Origin of the sequence: Zhihengliuella sp. (assembly GCF_031178195.1) — a bacterium.
Classification (GTDB): Bacteria; Actinomycetota; Actinomycetes; order Actinomycetales; family Micrococcaceae; genus Zhihengliuella.
On sequence record NZ_JAPSJL010000002.1, the window covers coordinates 139,830 to 156,904 of the forward strand.

Consider the following 17,075-nt stretch of genomic DNA (forward strand, 5'->3'; position numbering starts at 1 on the left):
CCGAGCCCGGGAGCCCAGACACACAGAAGAGGGCCCGCACGCTGCGGCCGGCACCATGGTGCCGGCCGCAGCGTGCGGGCCCTCAGTGGCCCGAGGCCGGTCGGTCATCCGAGCCGTGGAGCTCCGGACCGCCCGACCGGCCGCAGGACTAGCAGCTGAAGTACAGCTCGAACTCGTAGGGGTTCGGGCGGAGCGACAGCGGCTCGATCTCGAACTCGCGCTTGTAGGCGATCCACGCCTGGATGAGGTCCTCGGTGAAGACGTCGCCGGCCAAGAGGAACTCGTAGTCGTTCTCCAGGGCCTCGAGGGCCTCGTCGAGCGAGCCGGGGGCGACCTGGATGTCCTTGGCCTCCTCGGCGGGGAGCTCGTAGAGGTCCTTGTCGATCGGGGCGGCGGGCTCGATGCGGTTCTTGATGCCGTCCAGCCCGGCCATGAGCTGGGCGGAGAAGGCCAGGTACGGATTGCAGGAGGGATCCGGCGCACGGAACTCGATACGCTTGGCCTTGGGGTTGGAACCGGTGATCGGAATGCGGATACCGGCGGAACGGTTGCCCTGCGAGTAGACCATGTTCACCGGGGCCTCGTAGCCCTTGACCAGACGCCGGTACGAGTTCACGGTCGGGTTGGTGAAGGCCAGGACGGCCGAGGCGTGCTTGAGCAGTCCGCCGATGTACCAGCGAGCAATATCCGACAGGCCGGCATAGCCCTTCTCGTCGTAGAACAGGGGTTCGCCGTTGGCCCAGAGCGACTGGTGGCAGTGCATGCCCGAGCCATTGTCGCCGAAGATCGGCTTCGGCATGAAGGTCGCGGTCTGACCGAAGGCCTGCGCGACGTTCTTGACGATGTACTTGAACTTCAGGATGTCGTCCGCTGCATGGGTCAGCGTGTCGAACCGATAGTTGATCTCCGCCTGGCCGGCAGCACCGACCTCGTGGTGGCTACGCTCGACCTCGAGCCCGGCCGCGTCGAGCTCGACGCAGATCGCATCGCGCAGGTCGGCCTGCTTGTCGATCGGTGCGACGGGGAAGTACCCGCCCTTGACCGGCGTCTTGTGGCCGAGGTTGCCGCCCTCCTCCTTGCGGCCGGTGTTCCAGGGTGCCTCCTCGGAGTCGACCTTGTAGAAGGAGCCCTGCGGCGTCGACGCGTACTGCACGTTGTCGAAGATGAAGAACTCGGCCTCGGGGGCGAAGAACGCCGTATCGGCGATGCCGGTCGAGGCGAGGTAGGCCTCGGCGCGCTCCGCGACGCCACGCGGATCGCGGTGGTATGGGTCTCCGGTGCGCGGATTGATGATCGAGAAGTTGATGGCGAGCGTCTTCTCCACGCGGAACGGGTCGATGAAGGCGGTCGAGACGTCCGGGATGAGCTGCATGTCGGATTCGGCGATGCCCTGGAAACCGCGGATCGAGGAGCCGTCGAAGAGCTGGCCGTTCACGAAGAAGTCTGCGTCCACGGACTTCGCGGGGACGTTGAAGTGCTGCTGGACACCCGGGAGATCGGTGAATCGGATGTCGACGAACTTCACTTCTTCGTCGGCAATGTACTTGAGGACTTCGTCCGGATTCTTGAACATCTAGAACTGCTCCTTGTGTGCAATCAGCGCGCGCGTTCGTAAGGCATGCGCCTCGGGTGTCGGGCCCCGATGATGTAACGATCCTAACGAACCGGCGTTACCCGGCAGTGTCGCAATTGTTTCCGCGGTGTAACACGGCCGCCCAGGGCCGGTGCGTCCACGGCGGCGCCCGGGCCTTCGAGGCGCTCACGGTACGCTGGGTCGGTGGAGAGAAGAGACCTCGGGTCGTGGCTCGAAGGCCCGCCCCAGCTGAACAGTGAAGCCTGGCCCGGTCGGAGAATGGGTCGACCAGAGCGCGGCCCCGGCAGTGTGGCCCGCATCGGCCCGCGGGTGGTAGCCCTCTGCATCGACTGGGCGCTCGCCATGGTCGTCTCCCATTTCTTCTTCGACGGCGACGCGACGGCGAACTTGGTGATCTTCGGCGCGATGACGCTCGTCCTCGTCGGCCTCACCGGGCACACGATCGGACACCGGATCATGGGGATGCAGGTCCAGCGCGTCGCCGGTGGTCCGGTCCGGCCGCTTGATGGAGTGGTCCGCACGCTCCTGATGTGCTTGGTCGTTCCGGCATTCGTCACCGACGCCGATCAACGCGGACTCCACGACAGGGTCCGCGGGACCATTCTGGTCAAGATCCGCTGAGCGGGAGGAACGGCCGGGCCGTTCCTCCGATGGACGCGTCTCGAGTACAGCAGTGGGGCCGTCCCCGAACCGGGGCGGCCCCACTGCTGTACTGCGGCATGGAGACCTAGCGGCCGCGCATGGCGCGCCGGTCCGGACGGGCGCGCGTCGGATCGATGCCCTTCGGCACCGGCATCTTGTTCATGTTCAGCGAGCTGATGCGTCGGTCGACTGTCTGGACTTCCACCTTGTTGAGGGACTTCGGCAGCTTCTTCATCTTCTTCGAGACGTCGCCGAGCTTCGTCTGGTTCTCGTCCGATCCGGCGTTGATGATGTGGATCGGGACGTTCGGCAGTACCCGCGCCAGACGGCGCTTCTCTCCCTCGACCAGCGGACGGACCCGGCCCGTCGGCCCCTCTGTGACGAGGACGACTCCCGGGCGTCCGATGGCCATGAAGACCAGGTCCTGGGTGCGGGGGGAGATCGCGACTGGCTCTTCCTTGATGATCCAGCCACGGCGCAGGACGCTCATCGCGGCGCCTGCGGCACCTTGGCGGCCCTCGATCTGGGCGAAGGCGGCCGTCTCGGCCCTCCGGGAGAGAATGACCGTCGCGAGGAGCAGGCCAACGGGGATCGCGATGAGGACGGCCGTGATCCAGTTGTTGATCAACAGGCCGATGGCGAGCCCGACGGCGATGGTGCCCAGGAACGCCAGGAGCATCCACCACACGACACTGGGGTCGTGGCGGCGGGTCATCCGGAAGACCTGGCCCATCTGCTTCAGCCGGCCGGGCTCCTTGGCGGCCTTCTCGGCCTTCGGTTTACGGGTGAAGAGGCCGCGCTTCTGCGGCTCCTCTGCGGATGCGTCGGTGGGGGTTTTGGCCATAATAGGTCAATTCTACGTGATCTGTAGTTCCTTCTTCCGCACGGCCTCGCTCCACAGAGTGCCCGCACGGTAGGACGAGCGCACGAGCGGGCCGCTCATGACGCCCAGGTAGCCGATCTCCTCGGCCTCCTGCTTGAGCTCGATGAACTCCTGCGGCTTGACCCAGCGGTCCACCGGCAGGTGGCGCTCCGTCGGGCGGAGGTACTGGGTGATTGTGATCAGGTCGCAACCGGCCTCGTGGAGGTCGCGGAGCGCCTCCGAGATCTCAGCACGGGTCTCGCCCATGCCGAGGATCAGGTTCGATTTGGTGATCAGGCCGCGCTGACGTCCGTGCGTGATGACGTCGAGGGAACGCTGGTAGCGGAAAGCAGGCCGGATGCGCTTGAAGATGCGGGGCACTGTCTCGACATTGTGGGCGTACACCTCGGGCGCGGAATCGCAGATCGCATCCAGGAACTCGGGGTTGCCGGAGAAGTCGGGGATCAGCAGTTCCACACCCGTCTCCGGGTTCATGCGATGGATCTGCCGGACCGTTTCGGCGTAGAGCCACGTTCCCTCGTCCTCGAGGTCGTCTCGTGCCACACCGGTGACCGTCGCGTATCGCAACTCCATCTTCTTGACGCTCATGGCGACCTTGAACGGCTCCGCCCGGTCGAGTGCGGCCGGCTTGCCCGTATCGATCTGGCAGAAGTCGCAGCGGCGCGTGCACTCCGACCCTCCGATGAGGAACGTGGCCTCGCGGTCCTCCCAGCACTCGAAGATGTTCGGGCACCCGGCTTCCTGGCACACGGTGTGGAGACCCTCCGACTTCACGAGGTTCTTCAGCTCCACGTACTCGGGGCCGATATTCACCTTGGCCTTGATCCAGTCGGGCTTGCGCTCGACGGGTGTCTCGGAATTGCGCTGCTCGATCCTGAGCAGGCGGCGGCCTTCGGGTGCCAGTGTCATGCGTTAACTCCATGTGTGGGGTGCTGGGCGGGGGATGATCCTGCAGCGGCGGTAGCCGGCGTGCGATCTCCGAGTGCGGGCGGGAGGATGCTGTCGAACTCCCGCCGGACGATGTCGAGGACGTCCGACGGTGCTACCGGACGTCCGGATTCTGCGCTGATGCTGGTCACGGAGGCGTCCGTGATGCCGCAGGGGATGATGTTGCCGTAGGGGTCCAGGGAGTTGGAGCAGTTCAGCGCGAATCCGTGCAGCGTGACGCCGCGGAGGACCCTGATTCCGATCGCGGCGATCTTGCGGTCCTGCTGGATCCCGTCGCCGAGCACCCAGACCCCGGCCCGGCCATCGACGCGTACAGCGTCGATGCCGTACTGCGCGACGACGCGGATGAGGATCTCCTCGAGCCGCCAGACGTAGTCCTTGACGGCCGACTTGTCGGCCAGCGGGACAATCGGGTACGCGACCAGCTGACCCGGTCCGTGCCAGGTGATCTTGCCTCCCCGGTCGACGTCTACGACCGGCGTGCCGTCGATGGGCAGGTCCTCCGGCTCGGTGCGCTTCCCGGCCGTGTAGACGGGCGCGTGCTCCAGCAGGAGCACTTCGGGCTCTCTCTCCCCGGACGAGACCTCGCGGTGGATCGTTCGCTGGAGGTCCCAGCACTGCCGATAGTCGACGAAATCGGGCGCGAACCCGAGGGGGCGGAACTGAAGTGGCATAACGGTCAGCCTACGCCGCAGCGTGGGGTGATTCCACTCACCGGCAAGTGCTACACGGCCGCTCTGCGCTGCCTGTGGATAGTTTCTGCGCGTTACGCCGGAAAGGACTAGAACGGGTACATGGACTTCCTCGAATCCGAGACACCTCCGGAGTTCCCGCCGCAGCGCCGCGGGAGACACGCGGCGGAGCCAGCGCCGGTCGACGTCGTCGCCCCTCGCCCGCCGGCGGCAGACGCCACAGCGCCGGCACAGGCAGAGGCGCCGCGGGGCGCATCCGCCGCAGCGGAGTCGGCCGAGGCCAGGCGGCATCGGCAGGAGGCCCCGGGAGCGGGCCCGTCCGACGGGCCGGTCGAGTCTCCGGCGGGGGAGGGCACAGACGCACAGCACTTGGGCCTGTCCCGGACACTGGAACACGTCGAGGTGGTCCGGACGATCGGACGGGGCAGCACGGGGCTCGTCTATGAAGTCAGTGCCCGCTCGGCCGAATCCCCGCTCGCGCTCAAGATCGTCTCGGAGGGCGATGGCGGTTGGTCCGGGCTCCGACGACGCGAGACGGAGGTGCTCCTGGCACTGGATCACGACTACCTCGTAGCGGTGCACGGTGTCGCCCGTGCGGATGTCGGCACCGGCCTGCTCATGGAGATGCTGCCGGGCGGGTCCGTGGAGCGGCTGGTGCAGACCAAGGGCGCACTGACGCCGGGGCAGGCGGTGACGGTCCTCGCGCCGATGGCGGCGGCTCTGGACTACCTTCACGGGCGTGACGTGACTCACGGCGACATCAGTCCCGCGAACGTGCTCTTCACCGCCGCCGGGATGCCGAAGTTGACCGACTTCGGGCTCGCTGGTCTGCTGGGACGCCCGGGCGCCGCCGGCCGTTCTGCCGGCTTTGCGGCCCCGGAGTTGATGGTCGACCCAGAGATGGCTGCCGGGCCGCGGCAGGACGTCTACGCGTGGGGTGCCGTGGCCTGGTACGTGCTCACCGGTCGGCCACCGGGCCCGAGGGCGACGCGTCCACCCCTCCCGAGCCTCGTGCCGGAGATCGGCGCCGGCGTCGCCGGGCTCGTCGAGGCCGCGCTGTCTGAGGACGCCCGGCAGCGGCCGAGCGCAGCGGAGGCGCACACGGGGATCTTCGAGGCCGGACCCGCGGAGCCATTGGACCTGGTCGGGTCGGTCGACGATGTCGGGATGGCTCGTCTCGTCACGCAGCTGCCCGCCTCGTCACGGAGGCGTCCCGGGCTCCTGGGTGCCCTACGCGGCGGCGGGCGGGCTCCGCAGTCGCCGTTGTTCCGCGCCGGGGCGCCGGCTGGTCCGAGCGGCCGGGCGACGAGGAGCAACGGCTCGAGGCGACCTGGGCGGTTCCGCGGGGCGACCCCCGGCAGGGGCGAGCGGTTCCGACGGATCGCGCTGCGAGCCGGCACCGTTGCCCTCCTTGGGGTGGCTCTGTCGAGTGTTGCTCTTCTCCTCGTCGGTGACCGCGAGGAATCCACCGTGCAGCCGACCAGTGCCGCCGGTGACTCCGACGACCGCACCTCCCAGGACCACACCGAGACCGCCGAAGGGAGACCAGGAGCGCCGGCGACCCCCGAGGAAGCCGTGGTCGCATTGGCAAGTGCTCGCGACGTCGCTCTCGAGGCGGCGGACGTCGATCAGCTGGGACGCATCTACACGGGGGAGGAGAGCGCGGCACGAGACCTGGTCATCATCGGCGAGCTGGCCGAGAGCGGTCTGCGCTACTCCGGTCTGGAGACCTCCCTGACGGACGTCGAGCTCATCGAGCGGGAGGGGCCTTCCGCGACGGTCGAGGCGGTGGCCACGATCGACGCCTATGAGGTGGAGACGATCGACGGTGCGCCAGTGGAGAGCATGCCGGCGGGGGAGCCCGTCCCTCTGGTCCTGGATCTCGTCTGGGAGGAACAGGCCGGGTGGAGAATCTCCGCGATACGCCAAGGGCCGCTCCCGGGAGCGTAGAACGCCCGGAAACGGCCCTTTGTCGGTGTCCCCCGCGGGTGGGTGCGCGGCGGATACCCCGCAGGGAGGCCTACCAGAACACCGCGAGGGCGATGTTGACGAGGGAGAAGCCCCCGACCGTGTGGGCGATGCCCGTCGGGACGGGATCCCCGTTCTTCATCTTGCGGCGGCCGATGATCGCTGCCACCAGCACCGCAATCAGGAGGACGAGCTTGACGCCGATCTTGGCGTGGTTCAGCTCGCCTCCGTCCGGGTCCATCTCGGCCAGAAAAGTGAGTGCCAGGCCGGTGACGAGCTGGACCCAGGCACCAGCGTGCTGCCACGTGCCGACAGTCGGCGTCTTGAATGATGCGAGCCATCCACCGACCAGCGCGGCCGCGCCGAGCAGGTGGAAGAAGACCAGAAGTGCGTGCAGGAAATCCATGAATTCAGCTTACGCAGTTCGACGACTCGTCGAAAAGCACCGTCGCGCGAGGAATCACGCGGCAGACGCCCGCGGGGCGGAACCCTGGTACAGGATTCCGCCCCGCGGGCCGTGCGACGTGCTACGACGAGCGGACGTCGGGGCTAGAGCCCGAGCTCGCTCTCGAAAGCGCCTCCTTCGAGGCGTGCCTTGAGAGTCTGCAGGAAGCGGCCCGCGTCAGCGCCGTCGACCAGGCGGTGATCGTAGGTCAGCGACAGGTACATCATGTGCCGGATGGCGATCGTGTCGTCGCCCTCCTCATTCGTCACGACGACCGGACGCTTGACGATCGCGCCGGTGCCCAGGATGGCCACCTGCGGCTGGTTGATGATCGGCGTGTCGAACAGGGCACCGACAGAGCCGATGTTAGTGATCGAGAAGGTCCCGCCGGAGAGCTCGTCCGGTCCGATCTTGCCGTCGCGGGTGCGGCCCGCAACATCGGCGATCTTCCCTGCCAGGCCGGCGAGGTTCAGATCGCCGGCATCCTGGATGACGGGGACCAGCAGGCCCTTGTCGGTGTCGACGGCGATCGCCAGGTGCTCCGCACCGTGGTACGTGATCTCCTGCTTCTCCTCGTCGTACTCCGCGTTCAGCTTGGGGTGCTGCTTGAGCGCCTCGGTGACTGCCTTCGCGATGAACGGCAGGAACGTGAGGTTCGTGCCGTTGGTCGCCTTGAAACCGGCCTTCGCCTTGGTGCGCAGCTTGGCGATGCGGGTCATGTCGACCTCCTGCACCTGCGTCAGCTGCGTCGAGACGTCCAGCGACTCGCGCATGCGCCGGGCGATGACCTGCCGGATCCGGGGAGCCTTGGCCGTGGTGCCGCGCAGCGACGACGCCTCGGTCGTCGGCGCGCTCTTGGCTGCCGGCGCGGCGGGGCTCGAGGAGCCCTGGGCCGGGGCGCTCTGCGCCTTCTTGGCCTCGATAGCGGCCTCGACGTCCTGCTTGCGGATGCGACCGCCGACGCCGGTGCCCTCCACGGTGCTGAGATCGACGTCGTTCTGCGACGCGAGGCGACGCACCAGCGGCGTCACGTAGCCCTCACTGGCACCGCCGGCCTGGCTCTCCTTCGGCTTCTCGGCCTGGGGCGCCTCCTGCTTCGGTGCCTCCTGCTTCGGTGCCTCCTGCTTGGGCGCCTCCTGCTTGGGAGCGTCCTGCTTCGGGGCCTCCTCCTGCTTGGGAGCGTCCTGCTTCGGGGCCTCCTCCTGCTTGGGAGCGTCCTCCTTCGGGGCCTCCTCCTGCTTGGGAGCGTCCTCCTTCGGGGCCTCCTCCTGCTTCGGGGCCTCCTCCTGCTTCGGGGCCTCCTCCTGCGGGGCGGCGGACTTGTCGTCAGAACCGGAGGGAGCGCCGGAACCCACGAGTGCGAGCACTGCGCCGACCTCGGCGACTTCGTCCTCGCCGACGCGGATCTCGAGCAGAGTGCCGGCCACCGGCGACGGGATCTCGGTGTCGACCTTGTCGGTGGACACCTCGAGCAGCGGCTCGTCGACGGCGACGTCGTCGCCCACGGCCTTGAGCCAACGCGTCACGGTACCCTCGGTGACGGACTCGCCGAGGGCCGGCAGCGTCACCTCTGCGGCGTCACCGGATGCCTCATCCGTAGAGTCGGAGTCGGAACCCTGCTTCTCGGCAGATGCCTCTTCGGACGATTCCTCGGCCGGGGCCTCCTCGGCGGACGATTCCTCGGCCGGGGCCTCCTCGGCCGCGGGCTCCTCAGCAGGGCTCTCGCCCTGCGCCGGGGCGTCGTCGGACCCGTTGCCGTCGCCGATGCGAACCAGCGGGGCGCCCACTTCGGCCTCTTCGTCCTCGCCGACGAAGATCTCCTCGATGACGCCGGCGACCGGCGACGGGATCTCGGTGTCGACCTTGTCGGTGGAGACCTCCACCAGTGGTTCGTCGACCTCGACTCGGTCGCCGACGGCCTTCAGCCAACGTGTGACAGTACCTTCGGTGACGCTTTCACCGAGGGCGGGCAAGTTCACGGTTTCAGACATTTCGTCCCCGTTCTCCTTAGGGCTAGCAAACTGTTCGAGGTACGACGGCGTGGGCTGCCGGCCTCGGACGACTATGGGTGAGCTTAGTTCACCGGTTCGGTGCCGCGCCCGTCGCGGAACGGACGTGACGGGCGCGGCACCGAACCGGCGCTGCGCGGTCTAGCCGTGCAGCGGCTTGCCGGCGAGGGCCAGGGCCGCCTCGCCGAGCGATTCGTTCTGCGTCGGGTGTGCGTGGATGAGCGGAGCGAGATCCTCCGGGTAGGCCTCCCAGTTGACGATCAGCTGGGATTCGCCGATCTGCTCGCCGATCCGGCCGCCGATGCCGTGCACACCGACGATGGGACCGTCCTTGAGCCGGACCATCTTGATGATGCCGCTGGTACCGAGGATCGAGGACTTGCCGTTGCCCGCGAGGTTGTACTCGACCGTCTCGATGGCGTCCTTGCCGAACTTCTCAGCGGCCTTGGGCTCGGAGTAGCCCACGGACATGATCTCCGGTTCGCAGAAGGTGACCTTGGGGATGTTGATGTCCTCGACCACTACCGGGTTCAGGCCGGCGATCTCCTCGGCGACGAAGATCCCGTGCTGGTACCCGCGGTGGGCCAGCTGCACGCCCGGGACGATGTCGCCGATGGCGTACACGTTCCCGACGCCGGTGTGCAGACGCTCGTTGGGGATCACGAAGCCGCGATCCAGCTTGACGCCCTGCTCCTCGAAGCCGAGCCCCTCCGTGACCGGCCCGCGACCGACGGCCACGAGGACGAGGTCGGCCTCGAACTCCTTGCCATCCGCCAGCGTCACCTTCGCGCTGGAGTCGTTCTGCTCGACCTTCTCGAAGAAGGTGCCGGTGTTGAACTTGATGCCGCGCTTCTTGAAGGCGCGCTCGAGGTTCTTGATGATCGCCGGATCCTCGTTCGGAACCAGGCTGGGCAGGCCCTCGATGATGGTCACGTCGACGCCGAAGGAGTTCCAGACCGACGCGAACTCGACGCCGATCACGCCACCGCCGAGGACGATGGCCGACTTGGGCAGGGTGTCCATGTTCAAGGCCTCGGTCGAGGTCATGACGCGGCCACCGATCTCGATGCCCATGGTCTTGGACGTGGAACCGGTGGCCAGGACGATGTTCTTGCCCTTGTAGGCGACGCCGTCGACGTCGATGGTGTCGGGCGCGACCAGACGGCCGTTGCCCTCGATGGTGGTGACCTTCTTCATCTTGAGCAGGCCGGTCAGTCCCTTGAACTTGCCCGCGACGACGCCGTCCTTGTAGTCACGGACCTTCGCGATGTCGATCGACTCGAGCGTCGAGTTGATGCCGTACTTGGCGCCCTCGCGCGCGTTCTCGGCGAGCTCCGCCGAGTGCAGGTACGCCTTGGTCGGGATGCAACCGGTGTGCAGGCAGGTGCCGCCCAGCTTGGCCTTCTCGATGAGACCGACGCTGAATCCGAGCTGCACGGCCCGCAGCGCGGCCGAGTAGCCGGCACTGCCGCCGCCGAGGATCAGGACGTCAAACTCTTGCGGTGTTGCCGATTCGGCCACGTGAACGCTCCCTCGCGATGTGATCTGCTCCCGACAGGACGGGATTGCAATGGGCGAGCAGGATCAGGCGGCTGCCGTCACCAGCTCTTTTCTGTGTTCTGTCAAAAGACACCTTAGCCGGATTGGGTCGAGCCCGGCATTCGCGTCGGGCGTAAGTCACCGCACCCCGTCCTCGGTGTCGTCGACCGCCGGCGGACCTGCATGCCGACCCGCCGACTGTCCCTGCCGACCCTACTCCGCCAGCCGCTCCGTGTAGCTCACCAGCGTGCGGAGCATCGTCCCGGTTCCGTTCTTGGGCGTGTATCCGTAGGGCGACGCGTCGTTGAACGACGGGCCGGCGATGTCCAGGTGTGCCCACGGGATCGCTCGCCCGTCGACTTCGCCCACGAACTCCTTCAGGAAGACCGCCGCCGTCATCATGCCGCCGTTGCGCTCACCGATGTTGGCGAGGTCCGCGACCTCGGACTTGATGGAGGGGCGCAGTTCCTCCGGGAGGGGCATCGCCCACGCGGTCTCGCCCGCGGTCCGTGAGGCCTCGACGAGGGCGTCTCGGATCGCGTCGTCGCCCATGATCCCCGTGGTGCGACGCCCCAGGGCGACCATCTGTGCCCCCGTGAGGGTGGCGATGTCCAGCACGACGTCGGGCTTCTCCTCGCTCGCGGCGGTGAGGCCATCGGCCATGACCAGTCGGCCCTCGGCGTCCGTGTTGAGGATCTCGACGGTCTTGCCGTTGAGCATGGTCACCACGTCTCCGGGGCGCGTCGCCGAGCCGGACGGCATATTCTCGGCCAGGCACAGCCACGCCGTCACCTTGACGGGCAGGCCGAGCTCGGCGACGGCGAGCACGGTCTCCAACGCGGTCGCGGCGCCGGCCATGTCCGACTTCATGTGGTGCATGTTCTGCGCGGGCTTGATGGAGATGCCGCCGGTGTCGAAGGTGATTCCCTTGCCGACGATGGCCAGATGCTTCACGGGCTTCGAGGGCGAGTACTCGACCTTGACGAGCCGAGGCGGACGGGACGATCCCCGACCGACGGCCATGATGCCGCCGTAGCCGTCCTTGTCCAGCCGCTTCTCGTCCAGGACCGTCACCTTGACGCGGGCGGACTTCCCGGCGTCGTACGCCAGTTGGGCGAAGACCTCCGGGTACAGGTCGTTCGAGGGCGTGTTCACGAGGTCGCGTACTGCACGGACGGAGCGGCCCAGCACGGCGGCCCGCTTGAGGGCAGCGGGCAGACCGGCCTCGGTGGAGGCCTCCGTGGCGACGATTCCCTCGGAGAGCAGCGTCTCGTCCGGTTGATCCGAGCGGTAGGCGTCGAACCGGTAGGCACCGAGCGAGATGCCCTCGGCGACCGCCGCCGCGCTCTCCACGTCGCCAGCCGGAAGCGCGAACAGGACCTTGCCCAGGCCGGTCACCTGCCGGGCCACCGAGCCCGCGGCACGGCGCAGCGTCTCCAGGTCGACGCCGTCGTCCCCCACTGCTCCGAGGCCCACCAGCACGACGACGTCGGCCCGCGTCCCGTCCGGTGCGCCCAGGCGCACTACCTCGTCCGCGCGGCCGGTCGCCCCCACGGCGGGCAGCGCCCGGTCGAGTGCGGCGGTCTCACCGGCTGGCAGCGGCGACGAGACGATCCGCGCGGGACGCTTGGTCGCCTTGTCGGCGGCAGCCACTCCGAGCACCAGCGCGTCGGCGGAGATCCGCTTGATGTCGGTCGATACGGCGGTCAACTTCAGATCGGATGGGGTGATCACAGAGTCTGGGTCCTTAATGCCCGGCACGGTGCCGGCTGCGGTGGCGACGCCCGCGGGCGTCTTTCCTACGGTGAACGGTCGTCTGCATCGTAACGCGTGGGCACCCCCTGTTCGGGGGCGGCGCTAGGATGTTCGCGGTTCCTGGCGCCACCGACCGGAGGGAACAAACGAGTCGGGCGCGAGGTTGAGCAGAACGGGCCGGGAGGCCCGCCCGCGCAGACAGCCGCCGCGGTGGGGAGAGGAGAGAACGTGCTGGACCCGTTGTCACTTGTTCGTCTCAACGACGAGATCATCGACGATGTCGAGCTGCAGGGGCGCGATCTAGTGGTCGCCCTCGACGGCCACGCCGACGCGGGACATGTCATCCCGCAGGTGCGCGCAACGCTCCTGGAGGAGCTCGACGCCGTGCTGGTCGCCAGCTTCGACGCCGACCAGCTCATCGACTACCGTGCCCGCAGGCCCCAGATCTCCTTCCTCGGGGACCACTTCGCCGCGTACCAGCGTCCCCGGATCGAGCTCTACCGGCTCGTGGACGGGCTCGGCACTCCGTTCCTCCTGCTGACCGGTCCGGAGCCGGATCTGCAGTGGGACCGGTTCGTGACCGCCATCGTCCGGCTCGCCGTCGGCCTGAACGTGCGGCTGACCGCGAGCTTCAGCGGCGTCCCGATGCCGGTGCCCCACACCCGTCGGCTCGGTGTGACGGTCCACGGGACGCGCCCCGATCTCGCCGAGGGCATCACGACCTGGAACCCGCGGGCCGAGATCCCGGCCTCGGTCGCCAACCTGATCGAGGTCGAGCTGTCGAAGGCCGGGCGCGACGTCGTCGGCTACGCCCTGCACGTCCCGCACTACCTCGGCGACGCCGAGTACCCGCAGGTCGCCGTGGCGGCCCTGGAGCACCTGGGCGCCGCCCTGGGCCTCGGGCTCCCGACCGACCGGCTGCGGGAGGCCGGCCGGACGGTCGAGGAGCAGATCGACCAGCAAGTGGCCGGGTCGCCGGAGATCCAGCGGATGGTCCACGCGTTCGAGCGCCGGTTCGACGAGGCCGCGCCGGCAGATCGACGCCGCTCGCTCCTGCTCGGGGCGGGCGACTCGCTGCCGGACGGCGAGGACCTGGCGGACGCGGCCGAGGCATACCTCTCCTCACGCGCCGCCGACGACTGACTCCTCCTCCACAGGCCCGCCCGTCCGAGTCGCGGTCCACAGCGGCCCGGGCGCGCTCCCGCGGCCCGGGGGAGCGGACGCAGAGTCGGTGCATGACATCGACGCCCCAGCCCCCGGCCCCCGACGACGCCATCACCGTCTCCGACTCCGAGAGCGTTCTCGCCCTCGTACCGCACCTCCTCGGGTTCGAGCCGCGCGACGCCCTCGTCACGCTCGTCCTCGACGGGAAGCGGCTCGTCGCCACGCTCCGCACGGACCTGCCGTCCCCGGCGACGCCGGCCGCCGAACGGGAGGAGCAGAACGGCGTCTACGCGCTGAAGCACGCCGCCTTCCTGGAGAAGATCCCGAACGCCGACGGAGCGGTCATCGTGGTCTACAGTCCCGAGTCCGCCGGACCCGGCGCCCCGCACGGCGACCTGCTCGAGCAAGTTGAGGTCGTCCTGGCGCTGCAGAACGTCGCGATGCGCGGTGCGTGGCACGTCGGGACCGAGACGTGGCGCCACTACCGGTGCCCCCGGCCGGCCTGCTGCCCGGAGGAGGGCAATCTGCTCTCCGTCCTGGAGCGGACGGAGACGCACCTCGAGCTCACCGTGCGGGGGAGCGCCCCGAAGGCCGGCCTCTGGGACGGCAGGAACACCGCGCCGTGGCCGGGGCGGGACGGTGTCCGCCGAGGCGTCGACGCCGCTCTCTCGGGCGACGTGCCGCCGCGGACGCTCCGCTCGCTGATGCTGCTCTGGGACGACCTGCTTCGTGAGCCTTCCGCGACCGTCGGCGCGCGGCTCCGGGCCGATGTCTCGACGACGGCAGCCCTGCTGGCCGGAATGCACCGGCTCCAGAGCCGGAACTTCCTGCTCTACATCGCCGCCGGGGCCGAGCGTGCCGAACGCCTGCCGAAGGAGCCGGGGGACCCGGGGTTCACCCCCCGGATGCAGTCCAGCCTGCTCCGCAAGTCCCACCGTCTGGCCTCTGGTGCTGTGGAGCTGATCATCGGCGAACTCGACATCGCCCCGGACTGGCAGACGCTGGACCGGTTGTGGCGCGTCGGCTACGAACTGGTAGCCGCCGCCGACGCGACGGAACGCTCGTCGCTGATGACCATGCTCGCCTGGATCGAGTGGGCCCGGGGACGCAGTTCCGCCGCCAGCCGGCTGCTGGAGGCGGGCCGGCCGTTCCTGGCGCACGACGACGTGGCCCAGGTGCTGGTCACGCTGCTCAGCCGGGGATCGCTCGCGGCCTGGGTGCAGAACCCACGGCGGGCCTGGCGACGGTGCGGGCTCGACGCCGCCGCCTGAGAGCTGCGGACGCCGGCGGACCCCCGGGAGGGGGGCCTGCTCGGAGTCGGTGACGGCGTCATCCACCGGGCCACGCGGGTGCGAGATTCCGGCCGATTCGTGAGACACTGGGACGCAGACCCGGTTGGGTCCGAGTTTTCCTGGCGGTGCCGAGAGGCCCGCAAGCGGTTCCAGCTCCTCTCGCGGAGCGGGAACACAGGGACGACTGCAGACGTTCTCTTGTACGAGGCCCTGCAGTCGGGATCGCCGTGAGCGATCAACCGGACTTGACAGGGTCATAGTGGCGTTACCCACCCGGCGACTCCACGGATCTCACGTGAGGAAGGTAATTCGTGCCAGCTACCGAGACCAGCTCTCAGACCGACCGAGGCGGGGCGAAGACGACCGCGGCCCAGAGCGCAGAAGAGACGACCCCGGCGAACCAGGAGGAGGAGCACCTGACGCCGGGGCAGAAGAGCGCGCGGACGCGCAGGCTCAACAAGGCGAAGGCCGAGGCGGCCGCTGCTGCCGGCGAGTCCGACGCCGAGGAGACTCCGAAGAAGACGCGTGCGAAGTCGACCCGCGGCGCCGCCAAGAAGGCAGCGGTCGAGCCGGAGCCGGAGGCCGCCGAGCCGGAGCCGGAGGAGCCCGAGGCCGGCGTGGTCGATCCCGAGGCGGGCGACAAGCCGGGCAAGCCCGTCGAGGAGGAGAGCCGCGGCTTCGTGCTCTCCTCGGACGACGACGATGCCCCGCAGCAGCAGGTGCTCGTCGCCGGCGCGACCGCTGACCCGGTCAAGGACTACCTCAAGCAGATCGGCAAGGTGGCTCTCCTCAATGCGGAGCAGGAGGTCGATCTCGCCCTGCGCATCGAGGCGGGCCTCTACGCGTCGCACAAGCTCGCCGAAGAGGGCGACTCGATGGATCAGCGACTGCGCTGGGACCTCGAGCAGATCGTCCACGACGGCAAGATCGCCAAGAACCACCTCCTCGAGGCGAACCTCCGACTGGTCGTCTCGCTGGCCAAGCGGTACACCGGCCGCGGCATGCTCTTCCTGGATCTGATCCAGGAGGGCAACCTGGGCCTGATCCGTGCCGTGGAGAAGTTCGACTACACCAAGGGCTTCAAGTTCTCGACGTACGCCACCTGGTGGATCCGTCAGGCGATCACGCGCGCCATGGCCGACCAGGCCCGCACCATCCGCATCCCAGTGCACATGGTCGAGGTCATCAACAAGCTCGCTCGCGTGCAGCGCCAGATGCTTCAGGACCTGGGCCGCGAACCCACGCCGGAGGAGCTGGCGAAGGAGCTCGATATGACCCCTGAGAAGGTCATCGAGGTCCAGAAGTACGGACGCGAGCCGATCTCTCTGTCCACCCCCCTGGGCGAGGACGGCGACTCGGAGTTCGGCGATCTGATCGAGGACTCCGAGGCGGTCGTCCCGGCCGACGCCGTGAGCTTCACGCTCCTGCAGGAGCAGCTCCACTCGGTGCTGGACACGCTGTCGGAGCGCGAGGCGGGCGTCGTGGCGATGCGCTTCGGCCTCACCGATGGACAGCCGAAGACTTTAGACGAAATCGGCAAGGTCTACGGCGTGACGCGCGAGCGCATCCGTCAGATCGAATCGAAGACGATGTCCAAGCTGCGCCACCCGTCCCGCTCGCAGGTTCTGCGGGACTACCTCGACTAGACGTCGAAGCAGCGACGGCCGCCCGGTCCCTGACCCGGCGGCCGTCGTCGTTCCCGGCACGGGCCGCCACCGGCCGCCACACTGCCGCTACCGGCCGGGACCGATGCGCGCCCCGCCGCCGTGCCCGTAGGACTCGGAGCGGTCGCCGGAGACAGCGAAACGGCCGGTCGCCCGAGGGTGACCGGCCGCTTCGTGATCCCCGTCCGCAAGCGGCGGGCCCGCGGATCCGGGTTCAGTCCACGGCCGCGAACGACGGCTTCTCGTGGAGCTTGCTGGTCTCGTCCTGCCATTCCGAGGTCTGGGGACGCAGCTTCGACTCGACCTCGCGAGCGTGGTGCCCGCAGAAGAGAAGCTCCCCGCCCGAGGTCGCCAGAATCGCCCGCACGTATGCCTGGGCACCGCAGCGATCGCAGCGATCGAGCGCGGTGAGTTCGCGTTCTGCCACTGTAGTTGCACTCATGACGACCTCCTCTAGTCGGTATGCACTCCATCAAACCA

The 17,075-nt window shown here is 68.5% G+C and carries 14 protein-coding genes; 5 read left to right on the forward strand and 9 right to left on the reverse strand.

The features are described 5' to 3' along the window. Positions 1-148: 148 nt before the first annotated feature. Positions 149-1,573 carry a type I glutamate--ammonia ligase gene (gene glnA / locus RIN46_RS03285; RefSeq protein WP_309080000.1) on the reverse strand — a complete coding sequence of 475 codons (1,425 nt, stop codon included), beginning with the start codon at positions 1,571-1,573 and terminating at the stop codon, positions 149-151. Between the two features lie 279 nt (positions 1,574-1,852). Between glnA and RIN46_RS03290 the strand changes: the two genes are divergently transcribed. Then, on the forward strand, positions 1,853-2,215 hold the full coding sequence (locus RIN46_RS03290; RefSeq protein ID WP_309079999.1) for an RDD family protein: 363 nt from the start codon (positions 1,853-1,855) through the stop codon (positions 2,213-2,215). Between the two features lie 106 nt (positions 2,216-2,321). Here the strand turns inward: RIN46_RS03290 and RIN46_RS03295 are convergent, their stop codons facing one another. The 3 genes from RIN46_RS03295 to lipB are packed head-to-tail and all read right to left on the reverse strand — an operon-like array spanning position 2,322 to position 4,741. Further along, positions 2,322-3,080, reverse strand: a complete 759-nt coding sequence (locus tag RIN46_RS03295) for a DUF4191 domain-containing protein (RefSeq protein ID WP_309079998.1) — start codon at positions 3,078-3,080, stop codon at positions 2,322-2,324. Between the two features lie 12 nt (positions 3,081-3,092). Continuing rightward, entirely contained in the window at positions 3,093-4,028 is a 936-nt protein-coding gene (lipA, locus tag RIN46_RS03300; protein ID WP_309079997.1) for a lipoyl synthase, read from the reverse strand. Next, complete coding sequence (gene lipB, locus RIN46_RS03305; RefSeq protein ID WP_309079996.1) at positions 4,025-4,741, reverse strand: lipoyl(octanoyl) transferase LipB; 717 nt, start codon at positions 4,739-4,741, stop codon at positions 4,025-4,027. Before lipB ends, lipA begins: the two co-directional genes overlap by 4 nt. Before the next feature lie 420 nt (positions 4,742-5,161). Between lipB and RIN46_RS03310 the strand changes: the two genes are divergently transcribed. Beyond that, a complete protein-coding gene (locus tag RIN46_RS03310) occupies positions 5,162-6,709 on the forward strand; it encodes a serine/threonine-protein kinase (protein WP_309079995.1) in 1,548 nt (515 codons plus the stop codon). 70 nt (positions 6,710-6,779) lie between these two features. On the opposite strand, the gene RIN46_RS03315 is transcribed toward RIN46_RS03310, so the two are convergent. The 4 genes from RIN46_RS03315 to RIN46_RS03330 all read right to left on the reverse strand — a co-directional run bounded on the left by RIN46_RS03315 (position 6,780) and on the right by RIN46_RS03330 (position 12,454). Next, on the reverse strand, positions 6,780-7,133 hold the full coding sequence (locus RIN46_RS03315) for a hypothetical protein (RefSeq protein WP_309079994.1): 354 nt from the start codon (positions 7,131-7,133) through the stop codon (positions 6,780-6,782). 143 nt (positions 7,134-7,276) lie between these two features. Beyond that, positions 7,277-9,163 carry a 2-oxoglutarate dehydrogenase, E2 component, dihydrolipoamide succinyltransferase gene (gene sucB / locus RIN46_RS03320; protein WP_309079993.1) on the reverse strand — a complete coding sequence of 629 codons (1,887 nt, stop codon included), beginning with the start codon at positions 9,161-9,163 and terminating at the stop codon, positions 7,277-7,279. A 159-nt stretch (positions 9,164-9,322) separates the two neighbouring features. After that, positions 9,323-10,702: a dihydrolipoyl dehydrogenase gene (gene lpdA, locus RIN46_RS03325; protein WP_309079992.1), complete on the reverse strand. Its 1,380-nt coding sequence runs from the start codon at positions 10,700-10,702 to the stop codon at positions 9,323-9,325. 231 nt (positions 10,703-10,933) lie between these two features. Next, on the reverse strand, positions 10,934-12,454 hold the full coding sequence (locus RIN46_RS03330; protein ID WP_309079991.1) for a leucyl aminopeptidase: 1,521 nt from the start codon (positions 12,452-12,454) through the stop codon (positions 10,934-10,936). A 249-nt stretch (positions 12,455-12,703) separates the two neighbouring features. Between RIN46_RS03330 and RIN46_RS03335 the strand changes: the two genes are divergently transcribed. The 3 genes from RIN46_RS03335 to RIN46_RS03345 all read left to right on the forward strand — a co-directional run bounded on the left by RIN46_RS03335 (position 12,704) and on the right by RIN46_RS03345 (position 16,577). Continuing rightward, positions 12,704-13,618, forward strand: coding sequence for a PAC2 family protein (locus tag RIN46_RS03335; protein WP_309079990.1), 915 nt, complete (start codon positions 12,704-12,706; stop codon positions 13,616-13,618). 92 nt (positions 13,619-13,710) lie between these two features. Beyond that, a complete protein-coding gene (locus tag RIN46_RS03340; protein ID WP_309079989.1) occupies positions 13,711-14,910 on the forward strand; it encodes a DUF4192 family protein in 1,200 nt (399 codons plus the stop codon). A 332-nt stretch (positions 14,911-15,242) separates the two neighbouring features. After that, on the forward strand, positions 15,243-16,577 hold the full coding sequence (locus RIN46_RS03345; RefSeq protein WP_309079988.1) for an RNA polymerase sigma factor: 1,335 nt from the start codon (positions 15,243-15,245) through the stop codon (positions 16,575-16,577). 232 nt (positions 16,578-16,809) lie between these two features. Here the strand turns inward: RIN46_RS03345 and RIN46_RS03350 are convergent, their stop codons facing one another. Further along, positions 16,810-17,037 carry a hypothetical protein gene (locus RIN46_RS03350; RefSeq protein WP_309079987.1) on the reverse strand — a complete coding sequence of 76 codons (228 nt, stop codon included), beginning with the start codon at positions 17,035-17,037 and terminating at the stop codon, positions 16,810-16,812. Between the last annotated feature and the right edge of the window lie 38 nt (positions 17,038-17,075).